The sequence below is a fragment of the Prevotella sp. C0209C1 genome (assembly GCF_056583855.1).
Genome location: NZ_JBWPJP010000008.1, coordinates 43,078 through 61,948, shown reverse-complemented (window position 1 = coordinate 61,948; position 18,871 = coordinate 43,078). Strand labels below are relative to the sequence as shown.

Here is an 18,871-nt window from a genome sequence, read left to right as displayed (position 1 = left end):
GCATAAAAGATAAAACAATATACAATTATGGCAAAGAAATTCGCCGAGCATAAGGGATTGGATCTTGTGCAGACTAACAAGAAAGTATTGAAAATGTGGGAGAGTAAAGATATTTTCCACAAGAGTGTTGATGAGCGTGAAGGTGAGCCTAAGTTTATTTTCTTTGAAGGGCCACCCTCTGCAAATGGTCATCCTGGCATTCATCATGTCTTAGCTCGTTCCATAAAAGATACTTTTAATCGCTATAAGACTATGCAGGGCTTTCAGGTTAAGCGTAAAGCAGGTTGGGATACTCATGGGCTTCCTGTAGAGCTGGGTGTAGAGAAGGAATTAGGAATAACAAAGAAAGATATAGATAATCCTGCTTCAGAAAAATATATATCAACAGTAGATTATAATCATAAATGTCGTGAGAATGTAATGAAGTTTACAGCCGAATGGCGTCAGGTAACAGAAGAGATGGGCTACTTTGTAGATATGGACCATCCTTATATTACTTACGACAACAAGTATATAGAAACTCTTTGGTGGTTATTAAAACAGCTATATAATAAGGGTTTGTTGTATAAAGGGTACACTATTCAGCCTTATTCTCCCGGTGCAGGTACAGGTCTGTCAAGTCATGAGCTTAATCAGCCTGGGTGTTATCGAGATGTGAAAGACACAACGGTAACGGCTCAGTTTGATATTCCCACAGCTGATTGGTTAGAGCTATCAAAGCGTGCAGGTTTAGGTAATGCTACTTGGGGTAAACCTTGCTTTATAGCATGGACTACTACTCCTTGGACTTTAGCATCTAACACAGCTCTGTGTGTAGGTCCTAAGATAGAATATTCTATAATAGAAACTTATAATCCATATAATGGTACTCCCATTACGGTTATTATAGCAAAATCTCGTATAGAGGCATATTTTAAGAAAGAGGCTGAAATAAAAGAAGGCTCATTACCTCCTTTTGAACAAGGTAAAAAAGTAGTACCTTTTAAAGTAGTAGGAACTATAAAAGGAACAGAGCTTGAAGGGTTGCATTATAAGCAGTTAATGCCTTGGGTAAAGCCAGTAGAGAAGGTTGGCGATTTTGCTCCACAGTTTGTTAACGATTATGCAGCAGCACATCCTGAGAAAGTGTTTGTAAGCGAGGAAGGTCGTGATAAGTTTGTAGAAATGGAAAGTGAGGCTTTTCGTGTTATCCTTGGCGATTATGTTACTACTGAAGACGGTACTGGTATAGTGCACATAGCACCTACTTTTGGAGCTGATGATGCTAAGGTAGCTAAAGACGCTCATATACCTGCGTTATATTTAATATCTAAGCGAGCAGAAACGCGCCCTATGGTAGACCTTCAGGGAAAATATTATGCAATAACCGATTTAGATGCAAGTTTTCTCAAGGCTTGTGTAGATGAGGAAGCGTATGGACATCATGCAGGCGATTATGTGAAAAACAGTTATGATCCTAAATATAATCGTGACGGAGTATGGGATAAAGAGGCTTCAGAGAAAGCAGAAGATCTGAATGTTGTTATCTGTATGGAAATGAAGCAAGAAGGTTCTGCTTTTAACATTCAGAAACATATACATAATTATCCTCATTGTTGGCGTACTGATAAGCCAATACTTTATTATCCTCTTGATAGCTGGTTTATAAAGGATACATCTGTTAAGGCTCGTATGGTGGAATTAAATAAGACCATAAACTGGCAGCCAGAATCTACAGGTACAGGTCGTTTTGGTAATTGGCTCGAAAATTTGAATGACTGGAATTTAAGCCGTTCACGTTTTTGGGGTACTCCATTACCTATTTGGCGTGATGATAACCGTGGCGAAAAATGTATAGGTTCTTTGGAAGAGTTGTATGCAGAGATAGAAAAGTCTGTCGCAGCAGGTGTTATGAAGAGTAATCCTTTTAGGGATAAAGGTTTTATAGTAGGCGACTATAGTCAGGAAAATTACGATAAGATAGACCTGCATCGTCCTTTTGTAGATGATATTGTTCTCGTTAATGAGAAAGGAGAGCCTATGTATCGTGAGAGCGATTTGATAGATGTATGGTTTGATAGTGGTTCAATGCCTTATGCGCAGCTTCATTATCCGTTTGAAGGTAAAATAAATAAGTCAGGATTAGAGCGACATGGTATGACAGAAGAAGAGTATCGTGAAAAGCTTGTACATTCTACTTATGAAGGTGTAGCAGTTGCGCCTGCTTTCTTTCCAGCAGATTTTATAAATGAGGGTGTAGATCAGACTCGTGGTTGGTTCTTTACTTTACATGCTATTGCTACTATGGTTTTCGATTCTGTAGCTTTTAAGAATGTTATTTCCACAGGTTTAGTTCTTGATGCGAAGGGTAATAAGATGAGTAAGCATGTAGGAAATGTTATTAGCCCCTTTGAGATGCTGGACAGATATGGTGCAGATCCTGTGCGCTTTTATATGATGACTAACAGTGAGCCTTGGGATAACTTAAAGTTCGATCCGGAAGGTGTAGACGAATGTCGTCGTAAGTTTTTTGGAACATTATATAACACATATAGCTTCTTTGCTCTTTACGCTAATGTAGATGGTTATGAGGGAGGTGCTAATGTTAGTATGTCTATAGAAGCACCAGAGATAGACCATTGGATAATATCTAAGCTTAATTCTCTTGTAAAAGGAGTTACTGTAGAGATGAACAATTACGATCCAACTCGTGCCGGCAGATTAATAGACGCTTTTGTTAATAACGATTTAAGTAATTGGTATGTGCGTCTTAATCGTAAGCGTTTTTGGGGCAAGGATATGAGTGAAGATAAGAAGAGTGCATATAGCACTTTGTACACTTGCTTAATGACTGTATCGCGCTTATTGGCACCATTTGCTCCTTTTTATGCTGATGAGTTGTATAAAGATCTTGGTGGAAGTTGTGATAGTGTGCATCTTGCGAAGTGGCCTGTTGCAAAAGAGGCAGATATAGACCATGATTTGGAGGAGCGTATGGATATGGCTCAGCGCATAACATCTATGGTATTGGCTTTGCGTCGTAAGGTAAATATAAAAGTGCGTCAGCCTTTGGCTCAGATAATGATTCCTGCTATAGATGAAAAGCAAAAGCAGCATATAGAGGCTGTAGCTAACTTAATAAAGACTGAGGTAAATGTAAAGGAACTTAACTTTGTAGAGGGTTCTGGTATCTTAGTAAAGAAGGTGAAATGTAATTTCCGAGTAATGGGTAAGAAATATGGCAAACTAATGAAGCAGGTAGCTGCTCGTATGGACATGCTTACTCAAGAGGAAATAGCAGCTTTTGAGAATGAGGGCGAGTTTAAGTTTGATATAGACGGTGCGCCTGTATCTGTTCAGGTATCTGATGTAGATATTATTTCAGAGGATATTCCGGGTTGGTTAGTGAGCAACGAGGGCAATCTTACAGTAGCATTAGAGGTGGAACTTAATGAAGAACTGGTAAACGAAGGTTTGGCACGTGAGCTAATTAATCGTATTCAGAATATTCGCAAAGAGTCCGGATTAGAGATTACTGATCGCATCAATGTAGAGCTAACCCCTAATGAAAAGATTAATGCGGCAGTAAATCAATTTGCAGAATTTATTAAAACACAAATATTGGCAAATGACATTAAGATAGCTAATAATAAGGGTGTTGAGACAGATTTTGATGATTTTAAAATTTGTATTAATATAACTAAAGTATAATGTCAATTATAGGGATATGAGGAATGTATAATTTTCTTATATCCCTATTTACGTATAACCTGTTAATACCATTATATTTATGGAAGTGAAGAAGCGATATAGCGATGAGGAGCTGGAAGAGTTTAGGATTATTATAAATGAAAAGTTGGCTATAGCTAAATCCGACTATGAAGAAACAATGAAGGTGCTTAGAAATAAGAACACAAACGATGTAGATGATACTTCTCCCACTTATAAAGCCTTAGAAGAGGGTAGTAGTAACCAAACAAAGGAGGAGTTAGTGCAAATGGCTCAACGTCAGCAGAAGTTTATACAAGGTTTACAAGCTGCACTTGTTCGTATTAATAATAAGACCTATGGTGTAGATCGTCTTACGGGCGAGCTAATACCAAAGGAGCGATTGCGTGTTGTTCCTCATGCTACATTAAGTGTGGCATCTAAGAAAGCTAATAAAAATCATTGATGAAATCAGAAAACAAAAAGGCATGTATAGCCTTAATACTTATATTGATATTGCTACTTATAGATCAGGCTATAAAAGTAGCTATTAAGTTGAATATGAATTTAGGCGACTCTATTCATATTACAGATTGGTTTCAGCTTGTTTTTGTTGAAAACAATGGTATGGCATGGGGAGTGGAAATAGGCAGTAAGCTCTTTCTGAGTATGTTCCGTATTTTAGCAGTAGGAGCTTTAATATGGTATCTGTATCAGCGCATTAGGCGTGGCGCGCGTATAGGTTATATCGTAGTGCTTTCCATGATAACTGCAGGTGCTGCAGGAAACATCTTCGATTCTCTTATATATGGTCAGATTTTCACAGCATCGCAGCCTTATTATCTGCCTACAGCCACACCTTCTCATCTTGTATCTTGGGGGGAAGGATATGCACCTATGCTTATGGGAAAGGTAGTAGATATGTTTTATTTTCCGCTTTTCCATGGTGTTTTCCCTAATTGGTTTCCTATTTGGGGAGGAGAGAAGTTTGTGTTTTTTTCTCCTGTATTTAATTTTGCCGACTCTTGTATTTCTGTGGGTGTGTTCCTTTTATTTTTGTTTTATCGTAAGGATTTTAATGGTTGGACGCCTAATAATAATATATTGAAAAAAGAAAAACAGTCCAATTAAATGAGAACGTGTATCCAAAAATCAGTATTTATTTGTCTATCTATATTTTCATTTTTGATTATAATAGTTTCGTGTAAGCCTTCCATTCCGTCTAAATATTTACAGCCAGATGAAATGGAGGACGTGCTTTACGATTATCATCTTGCTATGTCTATAGCCAATCAGAATGCTGAGGATAGTATACGAATAAAGGCTTATCAGCAAGCCGTTTTTAGTAAATATGGCATAACGGAGGAGCAGTTTGATGCATCGTTGCAATATTATATAAGGCATACCGAGAAGCTGCAAGATATTTATGAGGATCTGAGTAAACGTTATGAAAACGAGGCACGTTTACAAGGTGCGTCTGAAAACGATTTTAATCAGTTTGGTAATATTAGGTCAAAAGGTGATACAACGGATATATGGCGTGGTAATAGAACCTTACTTTTATCGCCTTATGCATTTGTAAACAAGTATAGTTTTTCGTTTAAAGCAGACAGTTCTTTTTATAAGGGCGATCGTTTTGTTTTTCGTTACGATTCGCAATTTATGGTACAAGATGGCATGCGCGATGCTGTAGCCTTACTATCTGTAACATTTAGTAATGATAGCATAGCTACACAAATGGAACATATCTTTTCAGATGGTAGCCAAACTATAACAATAGAGAATAATGATACGCTTGGGATAAAAGCTGTTAAAGGCTATTTTTTGATGTTACATGGTCAGCAGCCTTCTACTACGTTTAAACTTCTTATTATTCGCAACATAGAGTTAGTACGAATGCATATAAGGAAAACAGACGATACTAAGCAGCATAAAGACTCTTTGACGCAGCAAAATGCTATTAGAACAATAGGTGGAGCCCCCGTATCATCTTCGCATGCGGCAATAGAAGATAAAGATAGTAAATCGCAATCAACGAGAACACCTCAGCAATCTATGCGTGAGCGGGGTATTCCTATAACACGATAGAGAGGTTGTTAATATATGGTTCGTCGAATAGCGTCTAACTTTATCAGAACTCCCAGTGGGGTATATCAGCAAGCTGTTATAGAGCTTGTTGATGGATACGTTTCACGTATATATCCTCTTGTTGGTGAAATATATAATACAGAATGGATACAAGGAATGATAGAGGTAAAAGAACTTTTTGATGGTAGACTCGTTGCTTTTTATGGTTATAACAGAATAGAATAAAACGCTTATGCATATATTATTATCATTCTTACTGGCAGCCCTTTCTTTCGGATCACCTGTTCATATTCCTGTAGAGCTTGCGGGAAACTTTGGCGAGCCACGTCCAAATCATTTTCATGGGGGTATTGACGTAAAAACTAATCGTGAAGTAAATTTAGGTGTTTACTCTATTGCCGATGGTTATATATCAGGTGCAGTAGTGCAAAAACACGGTTATGGCTTAGCTATTTATGTTACTCACCCCAATGGTTATACAAGTCAATATTTTCATTTAAACAAGTTTGTTCCTCAGATAGAGGCAGCTGTACGTAAATATCAGTATAATCATCATAGTTATGCTGTCGATGTTAAGTTCGCCCCGGGCGAGTTTCCTGTCCGTAAAGGTCAGCTTATAGCTTTGAGTGGTAACACAGGAGCTTCAAAAGGTCCACATATTCATATAGAATATCATGAGACAAAAACGGGTAATATGACCGACCCTTTAAATGCTTTAAAAGGTATATTAAAGGATAAAACGCCCCCTGCTGTTTATTCTTTTAAAGTGTATCCGCAAGCAGGAGAAGGTGTTTTCCAGCATTCGCAATCTTTACGTATATTTACTTTTGATAAGGGACATTTTCTTGCTTGGGGGAAAGTGGGCTTTGGCGTTCGTGCTAACGATCACATGGACGATGTTTACAATAGCTTTGGGGTACGCTATACTAAGCTCTATTGTGATAACAGATTGATTTTTTATAGTGATGTTAACAATATTCCTGTTATCGATAATCGTATGATCAATTCATGGGGAGATTATGATCATTTTATATCTACTCATATATGGTATTTGAAATCGTTTATAGATCCGGGTAATCGTTTGCCTATTCTTAAAGCTGTGGGTAGAGGTATTATCAATTTTAATGAACCTCGAGAGTATCATCTACGTTATGAGTTAAGTGATGTATATGGTAATACTACTATAAAGAAATTTACAGTGCTTGGTAATCCTGAAGCTATACCTCATGCTTTAAAACCAAAGAAAGGCACTACTGTTTATTATAATAGATATAATAATGTATATTTGGAAGGGTGTCGAGTATCGATAAAGAGAGGTTTGTTAGCTAATAATGGTTATGTTGTTGGGCGAAGAGCTATGCTGCCTTTGGCTTATTCTCCTGCATATAGCTTCTCTACTAAAACATATCCTCTTTTTGACTGGACTAAAATAAGTATAAAGCTTGATAAAAACGTATGCTCAGCCACTTCAAAACTGTATATTGCAGCATTAAATGGTTTAAATAAAGGAGGTGCGCCAATGTATTGTGGCGGTATTTATAAAGATGGTTGGGTAACAGGACGTATGCGCGATTTAGGGCTTTTTTATTATTTAGCAATAGATAATGAAGCTCCACATATTACAGAAATGAGCCTTAACCCACGACATCTTTTTTTTCGTATATTTGATAGAGGAAGTGGTATGAAAAGTTATCAGGCGTATGTAGACGACAAGTTTGTGCTCTTTTCCTTTGGTAAGAATAAGGAAATAATATTTTGTGATCTTGCCGATACACCTATTCATTCTACAGGTAAAGAACATACGCTTAAGATAATAGCCACAGATAATCGTGATAATGAGCGTGTGTTTACAACTAAGGTGCGATATTAAAAAGCTTAAATTTTAAAATATTAATAATATGAAGAAAACGTTTTTAGCAGTGATGTTGTTTGCTATAGCAAGTTATGGTATAGCATGCACTAATTTTATAGCAACAAAAGGAGCTACTATAGATGGTTCTGTGCTTGTTACTTATAATGCCGACGATTATGGCTTGTTTGCAAAGCTTTGCCATTATGCAGGTGGCAAGCATCAAAAAGGTGATAAATATGAGATTATAGATTATGATACACATGCCTCGCATGGATTCATACCTCAAGCTCCCATAACTTATAATGTTATAGGTAATATTAATGAATATCAGGTAAGTATAGGCGAAACTACTTATGGCGGACGTAAGGAGATGATAGATAAGAGCGGACAGATAGATTATGGGTCGCTTATGTATCTTGGCTTGCAGCGTGCAAAAACAGCTCGCGAAGCTATTAAGGTAATGACTTCTTTAGCCGAAACTTATGGATATTCTTCTGGTGGTGAAACTTTTACTATTGCCGATCCTAATGAGGTATGGATATTAGAGATGCAGGGCTGTGGTGGAGCTCCTAATAATAAGGTAGTGTGGGTAGCTGTACGTATTCCTGACGGTATGATTTCTGCACATGCTAACCAAAGTCGTATAGGTCAATTCTCTAAATATAATACAGAGGTGATAAAGTCTAAAAACTGTATAAAGTTTGCACGGTCTAAGGGCTGGTTTAAAGGTAAGGATGCAGACTTTAGTTGGAAGAACGTATATGCTAAGCCTACTTTTGGAGGAAGGCGTTGGTGTGAGGCTCGTGTATGGAGCTTTTTTAATCATTTTAAAGATATGAGTCGTTGGTTGCCATGGGCTTTAGGTAAAGATGCTGCTGCTGAAGATATGCCTTTATGGATTGAGCCAAATAAAAAGCTGGACGTATCTGTAATGGCTGCTTGTATGCGCGATCATTACGAAGGTACACCTTTAGCTCTTGATAATGATATTGCAGCAGGTCCTTGGAATACTCCTTATAGGCCTACACCTTTAGTTTATGAGGTAAATGGTAAGAAATATTTTAATGAACGTCCTACCTCAACACAGCAAACAGCCTTTTCTTATATAGCACAGCTTCGCTCATTCCTTCCACGTGAAATAGGAGGTGTTATATGGTGGGGTAATGATGATGGTAACATGGTAGCCTATGTACCTATATATTGTGGTATTACTAAGCAGCCAGAATGTTTTAATACTCCGGGTGTTGATGCTGTAACTTTTTCTGATAAGAATGCATATTGGGTATGTAACTGGGTGGCTAACATGGTGTATCCTCGTTATGCGCAACTTTTCCCAGCATTAAAAAAGGTACGTGATAATATAGAAGGATCTTTCTTAAGATCACAACCAGAAATAGAAGCTAAAGCTAAAGCACTTTACGATACAGATAAGGCGGCTGCTTTAGAATTGCTTTCAGAGTATTCATCTGCTAAAGCCAGTGAGATGATGGATAGTTGGAGGAAATTAGCTACTTATCTTATTGTAAAGTTTAATGATATGGCAGTAAAACCAGAGAAAGATGGAAAGTTTTTGCTTACTCCTACGGGTATGGGTGCAACTGTAAAACGTCCTGGTTATAGCGAGTATTTTAAGAAAGAGCTTGTTAAGCAAACAGGTGATCGTTTTGCTTTGCCAGAAGAAGAATAAAGTGAGATATGAGTTTTTGCTTGTTTTGTAGATGTACCTTATAAAGTTAGTCATTATATAAGATAATGTGAACTGATATAATTATTATAAATATAGTATTAGTTAATTTATTATAAACATTAAAGGTAAATAATCTTATACATATATCGTATGTTATGATTTTTTCGTACCTTTGCAAGCAATTATGCTGTATGGGCTAATGTGTTAAGTGCTGGAAAGATGCTCAGCCGCCTATCAGTGAAACCCGTTTAAATAATATTAAAATGTACGCAATTGTAGAAATTAACGGTCAGCAGTTTAAGGCAGAGGAGGGCAAAAAGCTCTTCGTTAATCACATGAAAGATGTGGAAGCTGGTAAAACTGTTGAATTTGACAAGGTATTATTGGTAGACAATAATGGTGATGTCACAGTTGGCGCACCAACTGTAAGTGGTGCAAAAGTAGTAGCTGAGGTTGTTAATCCTTTAGTAAAGGGCGATAAAGTTATCGTTTTTAAGATGAAACGTCGTAAAGACTATCGTAAGAAAAATGGTCATCGTGCTCAGTTTACTCAAGTTGAAATAAAATCAATTAACGCTTAAAAAGAGGAGGATTTAGAAATGGCTCATAAAAAAGGTGTCGGTAGTTCTAAGAATGGTCGTGAATCAGCTTCACAGCGTTTAGGTGTCAAGATTTGGGGTGGTCAGAAGATCATTGCCGGTAACATCATTGTTCGCCAGCGTGGTAATCGTCACTATCCTGGAGAGGGTGTAGCGCAAGGTAAAGATGATACTTTATATGCTCTCACTGATGGTGTAGTATACTTCCATAAAGGTAAGTTTAACAAAAGTACAGTATCTGTACTTTCTGAGGAAGTTTACGCGTCTAAGACAAAAAAGCCTGAGGCTTAAATAAAAAAATAACAACTATTCCAAACAAACAACATAGTCCCAATATCTGAAAAGATATTGGGACTTATGCTTTTATATACTAAAGTCTTTACCTCTTTATTTGATATAACTTTATAAGAAATGCTTTAGTAGGTGAAATTCCTTTTTCAAAAACTCTCAACTTTCTTTTTGTTCAAAAAAAAATTGTAACTTTGCTTTCAGTAGTAAAAATTAAATTAATGACATTATGCTTACATTAAAGCTCATCAGTGAGGAAACTGAACGCGTAGTACGAGGTCTTGAGAAGAAACATTTTCAAGGGGCTCGTGACGCAGTGGAAAAGGTTTTGAGCTTAGACCGTATGCGCCGTGAAGCACAGCAAAAGCTCGATAATAACAAGCAACAGCAAAATCTCTTATCTAAGCAGATAGGAGGCTTAATGAAAGAGGGAAAGAAGGCTGATGCTGAAGCTATAAAGCAGAAGGTGGGAGAGTTGAAATCTTTAGACAAATCTTTACAAGAGGACATGGAAAAAGTTCAGAATGACATGACTGAGCTATTGCTTTCCATTCCTAACATAGCTAATGATGATGTGCCAGAGGGTAAAGATGCTTCTGATAATGTTGTGGTAAAAGAGGGAGGTAAGAAGCCAGATCTTCCCAAGGACGCATTATGCCATTGGGATATTTGTAAGAAATATAATTTGATAGACTTTGAGCTTGGCGTAAAGATAACCGGTGCAGGATTCCCTATTTATATAGGTAAGATGGCTCGTTTTCAGCGTGCTTTAGAGGCATTCTTTCTCGATGAAGCACGTAAGAGTGGATATTTGGAGGTGCAACCTCCATTGGTGGTTAATCAAGCGTCAGGATTGGGTACAGGACAGCTTCCCGATAAAGAAGGGCAGATGTATCATGCTACGTTAGATGATTTATATTTAATACCTACAGCAGAAGTCCCTGTAACAAATATTTTTCGTGATGAGATTCTTGACGAGAAAGATTTACCTATAAAGCGTTGTGCTTATTCTGCTTGTTTTCGTCGTGAAGCAGGAAGTTATGGTAAGGATGTACGTGGGCTTAATCGTTTGCATCAGTTTGATAAGGTAGAGATAGTACGTATAGATACTCCAAAGCATTCTTATGACTCGTTGAAGGAAATGCTTGATCATGTAGAAGGTCTGTTAAAGAAATTAGAGCTTCCTTATCATATTCTTCGTCTTTGTGGTGGGGATATGAGCTTTACATCAGCTATTTGTTACGATTTTGAGGTGTGGAGTGCAGCTCAAGGGCGTTGGTTAGAGGTTAGTTCGGTAAGTAATTTTGAAAGTTATCAAGCTAATCGTTTGCATTGTCGTTATCGTCATTTAGAGGATAAGAAGATAGAGTTATGTCATACTTTAAATGGTTCTGCTTTAGCCTTACCTCGTATAGTAGCTGCAATTATAGAAAATAATCAAACCTCAGAGGGTGTACGTGTCCCTAAAGTTTTGGTACCTTATTGTGGTTTTGAGATGCTTGACGATAAGAATTTCTAAAAATCTTATAATTTCGCCTCATTGTTTTATGAAATAGTGGGGCGAAATATCTTTATATAAAATATTACTAACCCCTAACCTTATCGTATATCTATGAACAAGATTTTAAGTAAAAATCAGTTGGCTGCTCATACGTTTAATATTGAGGTGGAAGCCCCACTTATTGCGCGTAGTTATAGAGCAGGTAATTTTGTTATTATTCGCGTAGAAGATAAAAGCGAACGTTTGCCTATTAGTGTGTCTAAAGTTAATCCTGAGAGAGGTTCTATCACAATAGTAGTAAAGGAGGTTAATCATTCTACGGCTCGTTTAGTAAGTTTAGAGCCTGGAGATGCTATAAAAGATATAGTAGGACCCTTGGGAACGCCTATAAAAATAGAAACTTATGGTACGATACTTTTTGTTTGTGATGATATAGGCTCGGCTATAGCAATTCCTATTATATCTGCGTTGAAAAAGGCTAATAATAGGATTTTAGTACTTTTGTCATCAGAAGGCGAAGGCATTGGTTTAATGATGGAAAATATTAGGGAGGTTGCAGATGCTGTGTTTTATATTGGAGCTAATAATGATGACATTACAGAATCTCTGAAAACTGCTTTGACCAATAATAAAGTAGATAAGATTATATGTATAAGTACACAAAAGTTCATGCATCAGTCTTCAATATTTTCTATTAAATATCAAATACCGTGTGATGTATATCTTAGAACTATTATGGTAGATGGTACAGGAATGTGTGGTGCTTGTCGTTTAACAATAGGAGGTAAGATAAGATTTGCTTGTATAGATGGTCCTTGGTTTGATGGGTGTAAGATAAATTGGGAAGAACTTATAATGCGTACAAGTGATGTAAAGGCTTTAAAAATAGAAGATAAAAAACCCAACTATACTATTAATGATTTTGATAAAAACACAATAAATTTAATACAAGAAGATGATGCTTTAGAGCTGTTGTCTAATCGCAAGACAGAGTGGCGTGAAGCTCTTAGAAAGCAGATAAAGTCTAAGGATCGTATGGCGTTAGAACATATTCCTGTGCCTACTCTTGATCCTATATATAGGGCTACAACAAGAATAGAGGAAGTAGCAAAAGGCTATACAATGCAGATGGCTACTGCGGAGGCTCATCGTTGTTTGGATTGTAGCAATCCTGGTTGTGTAAAGGGCTGCCCTGTTAGTAATGATATACCTGCTTTTATTAAGAATATTGAACGTGGGAATATTCTTGGAGCTTATAAGGTGTTACGTAACACATCTTCTTTGCCTGCTATTTGCGGGCGTGTTTGTCCTCATGAAAAACAATGCGAAGGTGGTTGTATTCATAATAAAATAAGTGGTAAACCTGTATCTATAGGAGGATTAGAACGCTATGTTGCTGATAGTGTACGTGAGCAGCATATTCAAATAGACACACCTTCAGTAGCAAAGAATGGTATAAAAGTAGCAGTAGTAGGTTCAGGTCCTGCAGGGTTAAGTTTTGCTGGCGAGATGATAAAAAAAGGTTTTTCTGTATTTGTTTTTGAGGCATTGCATGAATTGGGTGGAGTATTAAAATATGGAATACCAGAATTTCGTTTGCCAAATAAAATAGTAGATATTGAGATAGATAATTTGCGAAAATCAGGTGTACATTTCTTTACAGATGTTGTAGTGGGGAAGACTATTACGATAGAATCACTTAAGAAGCGAGGGTTTAAAGGTTTTTTTATAGGCAGTGGGGCTGGTGTTCCTAATTTTATGGGCATTCAAGGAGAGAATGCTGTAAATGTGTTATCAAGTAATGAATTTCTTGCTCGTATAAATCTTATGGATGCTACTAATCCAAAAGCAGAAACATCTCTTTATGTGGGTAAGAAAATAATAGTAGTTGGTGGAGGTAATACTGCTATGGATGCATGTCGTATGGCGCGGCGTTTAGGGGCTGAAGTAACGGTAGTTTATCGTCGTTCTGAAATGGAAATGCCTGCTGGTAGGATAGAGATCTTGCAAGCAAAAGAAGAAGGTATCAAGCTCTTGACACTTCATAATCCCAAAAAGTATATAATAGACAAGAAAGGATATGTTACTAATGCTATTCTCGACGTAATGGAACTTGGAGAACCCGATGAAAGTGGGCGTCGTTCACCTAAGACAACAGGTAAAGAAATTATTATAGAATGTGATCAGGTAATAGTTGCAGTAGGGACATCGCCTAATCCTTTAGTGCCAAGATCTATAAAAGGATTAAATTTAGGCTGGAAAGATACTATTGTGGTGGATAATAATAGACAAAGTTCGTGCTCTGAAATATATGCAGGTGGAGATATCGTAAATGGTCCTGCTACAGTAGTTCTTGCTATGGGAGATGGTAGAAAGGCTGCTAAAGCTATGGCAGAGCAACTTATGATATAGATTGGTATGATGATGGAAAAATAATGTATGAGCGTTGTACTTACGTTGTTTAAAGTTATTAGAGTGTTTAATGTTTTTAATATAATTTGTTAATATGCTTTTAAAAATAGAAAGCTCAAATGGTTTATAAATATATGTAAGTATAGCGTTTAGTAACTTTAGAGATCAAGTGGTAGGAAAAGGCATTAGAAACGAAAATATATTTTGCACACCTACTGCTAATGGTAGAAAGGACTTATTAAAGTATACTAACAAACTCTATTGATAATATATTCCCTAAAAGAGGGGATTTTAAGGATAAGCAAACTAAAGAATATCAACACAAAACAAAAGCAAGACTAAGAAAAAGCTGGAATTTAGAACTCTACTTGAGACTTTTTACTTAATTTTGCAAATGTAGTTGTATTTTGAGGTTGGATTTGCCACAGATAGAAAATCATGAATACTAAGAATACTTTCACCATACATACAGAACTCCTTGATGGTAAACTCGATGGAGCACGGAATATATATATGGGGGCTAATTCTACATGCCATCTCTATGTAATTCCACGTGAAGAAATTACATTAGCAAATACTATTAATGATATATCTGGGCGACCTGCCTTTTATATTCTTCTTAGCTCACCTAAGGTAAATAAGCCACAGGCTTATATCGGGCAAACGACGGACTTTGCCAATAGAAAGAATGATCATGTTCAAAAGAAAGATTTTTGGAGTACTGCTTTGGTCTTTATTTCTGATAATCATAAAATCTATGGTGATGATGTTAAATATCTGGAATATCTTGGCATTGATGCAGCCCAAAAGGCAGGTTCGTATGAACTTCTAAATGGGGCAAATCCTAAACAGCCAACTATTCCTTCTTACAGAGTAAGTGATATGGAGGCCTTTTTTGGGGATATTCAGCTGCTGTGTATGTTTTATGGATGCTGTATCTTTGAAAAAGTAAAGAAGGAAACTCATATAGAGCATATGTTCTTTGTAAAGTCTTATGAACGTTCAGTACAAGCTAAAGGTTTCTATGATAGGCAAGAAAGGAAATTTATTCTTATGCAAGGTAGTCAGTTAGCAAGCGAAGTGACGAATAGTTTTAGTTCTATAACTTCACGCGACCAGTTTATTAAAGAGCATTGTAAGAACGACGGAGGAAAGATAATCCTTCTTCACGATGTCCCATTTGAGACCCCAAGTAAAGCATCGAGATTTGTACTTGGTCGTTCAAGTAATGGCTGGACTGATTGGAAAGATGCTGAAGGAAAGAAGTTATGCGAGATAGTAAAGAGATAGGTTTATCAATTATGAGACAATAGGCAGCTTATCAATGTCAAGTGGGCTGTAGAATATAGACTTTTGACTTGCAAATGTAGTTGCTTTTTGAGGTTGAATCTAACCTTTGTAAATATATGATATGGGAAAGTCCGCTTTTACAGTTTTTTATACTGAGTTTTATATTTAGGGAATTAGCTGTGATTCCCTAAATATAATATTTTTTTCAATAGCTTTTAGATCTTGAACAGTATCTATTTCATAAATATCTTTTACTGTCTGTATGTGAATATTTAATTTTGTATAAATATTTAAAACGGCATTGTCCCAAAAAAGATCTTTACTATCTTTATTTTTTATAATTTGTGATATTTCTTTTTTTATAAGATTTGCATCAGAGTCAGTCCAATATGAAATGCCAGACATTATATTTCCTTTTCCAGATCCTATTATAATTTTTTTAAGAAACTTATCTTTATCTGGAATTAGCTGCCACTCATCTTTAAAATCATCCACAACTCTTGAAAAATAAGTGGAAGTTTGTATTTCTTTTTGCAAACAATTGCGGTGCATATAAATATCACCTTCAAGAATATAGCTATTGCTAAAAAAATCTTGTGCAAGATATAGAGAGTAGATATTATTGTATATATTGTATTTATTATTATGTAAAATATTAACTCCATACTTTTGTTTTAGTCTATGAAGTTTATTAGCTTTATATCCTGAAACTAAGATAATATCGTATATCCCAACTTCATGTAAAAATCTAATTTGTTGTTCAACTATAGGAATACCGCATACAGGTATCATACATTTGGGACAATCATTGGTTAAAGGTCTTAAACGAGTACCTTTACCTGCTGCTAAAATAATTGCATTCATTTTTGTTTATGTTTTGTTAATGTAGATAATGACACTCCAACAATGATACTTATAGCACCTATAATAATATTAAAAGTAAGTGTTGTGTGTAATATTAAAAAAGTGAATATTACAGCCCAAATAGAGTAAGTTACATTGAAGCAGAGTGCTTTAGAAGCTCCGATGTGGTTAATAGATGTATACCACATAAGGAAAGAACTCATGCCAAGAAATGCTGTTATAATAAAAAAAAGCCAACAAAGCTGATAAGAGAATATTTCTTTTAAACTGTTCACCATATTTATATAGCTACCTAAAGTAATAGGTACTACCAAAAGAGAATAAATTAGTGCGGAAGTAAGTTCTCGAATGAGTAATGCCATGCGAGGGTGTATGCGATTAGATTTCATACCATATCCACATACAACAGCTTCTGTAGCCCATCCTATAGATGCTACAAGTGATAAGATGATGCCATTGTATATATTAGTAGATGTATTGTCTTTAGGTGAAAATCCTATAAAAATAATACCTGCTATGCAAAATAATAATCCGAGCCAACCTTTTAATTGTATATGCTCTTTTAAGATGAATACTGCCATGATGGATCCTAATAACGGATAGCACGCTGTAACAGTAGCTGTTAAGGCGGGACCACTTGTAGATATTGACATAAAATAAAAACTCATAGCTAAAGGACCACCAAAAAAAGCCCCTAAAATGCAATATTTTCCATCTTTACTTTTAAGAGCAGATGGGAAATATTTAATTTCACCATTTTTTATTTCAATAGCAAGCATCCATATGGCAGCAAAAGCATCGTGCAGCATACTACATACAAGAAAACCTTTAAATATTAGCAAAGTGTGGGTCGTAAATGGAGGCATAGCCATAATTAAACCTATAATAACAGTATCAAGCCCCCATGTCATTCCTGATCCTATACCTGTAGTATAGCCTATGCAATACTTGTTAAAAAGAGGAACTTTCATAATAATCCTTTTTTATTAATATTTTTAATAGCTCTATGAAATCTGTCTATACCATAAGTTCCAAAGTTGTCTCCTTTAGCTTCTTTTGCAACTGTCCACATAGCCCATAATATATCCATAAGAATTGTGTATATATGTATTTTTTCTTTTATTCTTAGTGGCAATTTATCACCATAATAAAAATATAAAAACATATCTTGATTTTCTGGAGTAAAGTTAGCCTCCAAAAACAAGGCGGCAAAATCCCAAACAGGGTCATTCATACCAGAATATTCCCAATCTATTAAATATAATTTACCTTCAATATCTTTTATAAAGTTTTCTGGTACAGCATCATTATGACATGGCATAAGTTGTACACCAATATCATTGAGCATATATTCTAATTCAAATATTTTGTCTCGAATATTATCATACCCATCATACATATGTATATTTAAACGTTTTAATATTTGTTCGTATTTAATAATCTCTGCAAAGACATTAAAATCATTGTAAAACCTAACTTTTGAATAGTGTAAGGTATGATAAATATTTGCTATTTTTTTAATATTATCTGCGCGCTGTATAGTGCCAGAATTTAAAGTTTCAGCTCCTTTTATGTAATCTGCTAATTTAATACCTGTGTGTAAATTAAAGTATTTAATAGTTGGATTGATACCAATTTGTGAGGCTAAAATAGAATTTTGTTCCTCAAAGCGTCTATTTACCATTTCTTCTGAAGCTAAACCTGGTATACGTAATACATATGAGTGGTTGTTTAATAAAATCTTGAAATTTTTATTAGACATTCCACCTATTTGCTCTATTTTTATATATTTAGCCACATCTTGTTTAGAAAATATATTTTGAACGTAACTAACTATATTTTCATAATCAAAAGGGTTTTCTTTACGACGCAGCATAGGATATGTATACTCTCTAAGTCGGTGGAAATCATTGTCTGTGTCAACATCTCCCCAGATTAGATTTTTTAGTTGTAAGCATGGACGTTGTAACGGTAAAGTAACATCCATAAACGCATATTCATAATTTAAATAAGGGTTAGAACATTGTTTCCAGCAGTCTATCATTTTTTTATACGTATCTGCTGTAATTCTACATACTCCCAAAAGTTCTCCGTCGAAGCGTGTCATTTGATGTTTATCCTTACTCAGCTTAGTGATAAATCCTTCTTGTAATTCTACAAAAGCTTCATCTCCATTACCAGACTCTTCTGTTATAACGAAGCAATTTCCTTTATCTATTTTAGATAGTTGTTCTACTACTTTTTTTTCATAGAAAGTATCACCTTCTATTAAAAGGAAATCGTTATGTATTAACTTCTCTGCGCAGGCTAATGATGCCATTGATGAGGTATAAGCATATTTATCATTATATATTAATGAAATTCCTTTTTTCTGATAATCGAGGAAGAGCTCCTTTTGATACCCAACAACTAAATAAATATTTTCGACACCAATTTCATTTAGAATAGATAATGTACGATCTATTAAATTAGTATTTTCATAAAATTGCAATAGAGGATAAGGTGTCTTTGAACTTCTCTCTTTGCGCGCTGCTAAGATTACTGCCGTATTAATCATGAGAAAGTAGATGATAGAAAGATGTTGAAATTTTGAACGCTATTAT

General features: G+C 35.7%; 15 protein-coding genes. 12 read left to right on the top strand and 3 right to left on the bottom strand.

What is annotated here, in order from left to right:
• The first annotated feature begins 27 nt into the window (after window positions 1-27).
• The 12 genes from ileS to AC1DCD_RS03490 all read left to right on the top strand — a co-directional run bounded on the left by ileS (window position 28) and on the right by AC1DCD_RS03490 (window position 15,404).
• Window positions 28-3,690: an isoleucine--tRNA ligase gene (ileS, locus tag AC1DCD_RS03545; protein ID WP_464640268.1), complete on the top strand. Its 3,663-nt coding sequence runs from the start codon at window positions 28-30 to the stop codon at window positions 3,688-3,690.
• A gap of 79 nt (window positions 3,691-3,769) precedes the next feature.
• Entirely contained in the window at window positions 3,770-4,153 is a 384-nt protein-coding gene (locus tag AC1DCD_RS03540; RefSeq protein WP_019036253.1) for a TraR/DksA family transcriptional regulator, read from the top strand.
• Window positions 4,153-4,818: a lipoprotein signal peptidase gene (locus AC1DCD_RS03535; RefSeq protein WP_353586552.1), complete on the top strand. Its 666-nt coding sequence runs from the start codon at window positions 4,153-4,155 to the stop codon at window positions 4,816-4,818. The genes AC1DCD_RS03540 and AC1DCD_RS03535 overlap by 1 nt, the downstream gene beginning before the upstream one ends.
• Window positions 4,819-5,775: a DUF4296 domain-containing protein gene (locus AC1DCD_RS03530; RefSeq protein WP_308532527.1), complete on the top strand. Its 957-nt coding sequence runs from the start codon at window positions 4,819-4,821 to the stop codon at window positions 5,773-5,775.
• 15 nt (window positions 5,776-5,790) lie between these two features.
• Window positions 5,791-6,000 carry a hypothetical protein gene (locus AC1DCD_RS03525; RefSeq protein ID WP_008450367.1) on the top strand — a complete coding sequence of 70 codons (210 nt, stop codon included), beginning with the start codon at window positions 5,791-5,793 and terminating at the stop codon, window positions 5,998-6,000.
• A 7-nt stretch (window positions 6,001-6,007) separates the two neighbouring features.
• On the top strand, window positions 6,008-7,645 hold the full coding sequence (locus tag AC1DCD_RS03520) for a M23 family metallopeptidase (protein ID WP_464640272.1): 1,638 nt from the start codon (window positions 6,008-6,010) through the stop codon (window positions 7,643-7,645).
• Between the two features lie 28 nt (window positions 7,646-7,673).
• Window positions 7,674-9,314, top strand: coding sequence for a dipeptidase (locus AC1DCD_RS03515; RefSeq protein WP_464640274.1), 1,641 nt, complete (start codon window positions 7,674-7,676; stop codon window positions 9,312-9,314).
• Window positions 9,315-9,577: 263 nt separating this feature from the next.
• Window positions 9,578-9,895, top strand: a complete 318-nt coding sequence (gene rplU, locus AC1DCD_RS03510) for a 50S ribosomal protein L21 (RefSeq protein ID WP_008450517.1) — start codon at window positions 9,578-9,580, stop codon at window positions 9,893-9,895.
• Window positions 9,896-9,913: 18 nt separating this feature from the next.
• Window positions 9,914-10,204 (top strand): 50S ribosomal protein L27, encoded by a 291-nt coding sequence (gene rpmA, locus AC1DCD_RS03505; protein ID WP_008450267.1) that lies wholly within the window; start codon window positions 9,914-9,916, stop codon window positions 10,202-10,204.
• 226 nt (window positions 10,205-10,430) lie between these two features.
• Window positions 10,431-11,720, top strand: a complete 1,290-nt coding sequence (serS, locus tag AC1DCD_RS03500) for a serine--tRNA ligase (protein ID WP_464640276.1) — start codon at window positions 10,431-10,433, stop codon at window positions 11,718-11,720.
• Window positions 11,721-11,813: 93 nt separating this feature from the next.
• A complete protein-coding gene (gltA, locus tag AC1DCD_RS03495; RefSeq protein ID WP_464640278.1) occupies window positions 11,814-14,114 on the top strand; it encodes an NADPH-dependent glutamate synthase in 2,301 nt (766 codons plus the stop codon).
• A gap of 438 nt (window positions 14,115-14,552) precedes the next feature.
• Entirely contained in the window at window positions 14,553-15,404 is an 852-nt protein-coding gene (locus tag AC1DCD_RS03490) for a GIY-YIG nuclease family protein (RefSeq protein ID WP_464640280.1), read from the top strand.
• Between the two features lie 165 nt (window positions 15,405-15,569).
• Here the strand turns inward: AC1DCD_RS03490 and AC1DCD_RS03485 are convergent, their stop codons facing one another.
• Genes AC1DCD_RS03485 through AC1DCD_RS03475 form a run of 3 tightly spaced genes read right to left on the bottom strand, consistent with a single transcriptional unit; the run spans window position 15,570 to window position 18,825 of the window.
• Window positions 15,570-16,268 (bottom strand): sugar phosphate nucleotidyltransferase, encoded by a 699-nt coding sequence (locus AC1DCD_RS03485; RefSeq protein WP_464640282.1) that lies wholly within the window; start codon window positions 16,266-16,268, stop codon window positions 15,570-15,572.
• Entirely contained in the window at window positions 16,265-17,239 is a 975-nt protein-coding gene (locus AC1DCD_RS03480; protein ID WP_464640284.1) for a DMT family transporter, read from the bottom strand. Before AC1DCD_RS03480 ends, AC1DCD_RS03485 begins: the two co-directional genes overlap by 4 nt.
• Window positions 17,236-18,825 (bottom strand): phosphotransferase, encoded by a 1,590-nt coding sequence (locus tag AC1DCD_RS03475; protein ID WP_464640286.1) that lies wholly within the window; start codon window positions 18,823-18,825, stop codon window positions 17,236-17,238. The genes AC1DCD_RS03480 and AC1DCD_RS03475 overlap by 4 nt, the downstream gene beginning before the upstream one ends.
• Between the last annotated feature and the right edge of the window lie 46 nt (window positions 18,826-18,871).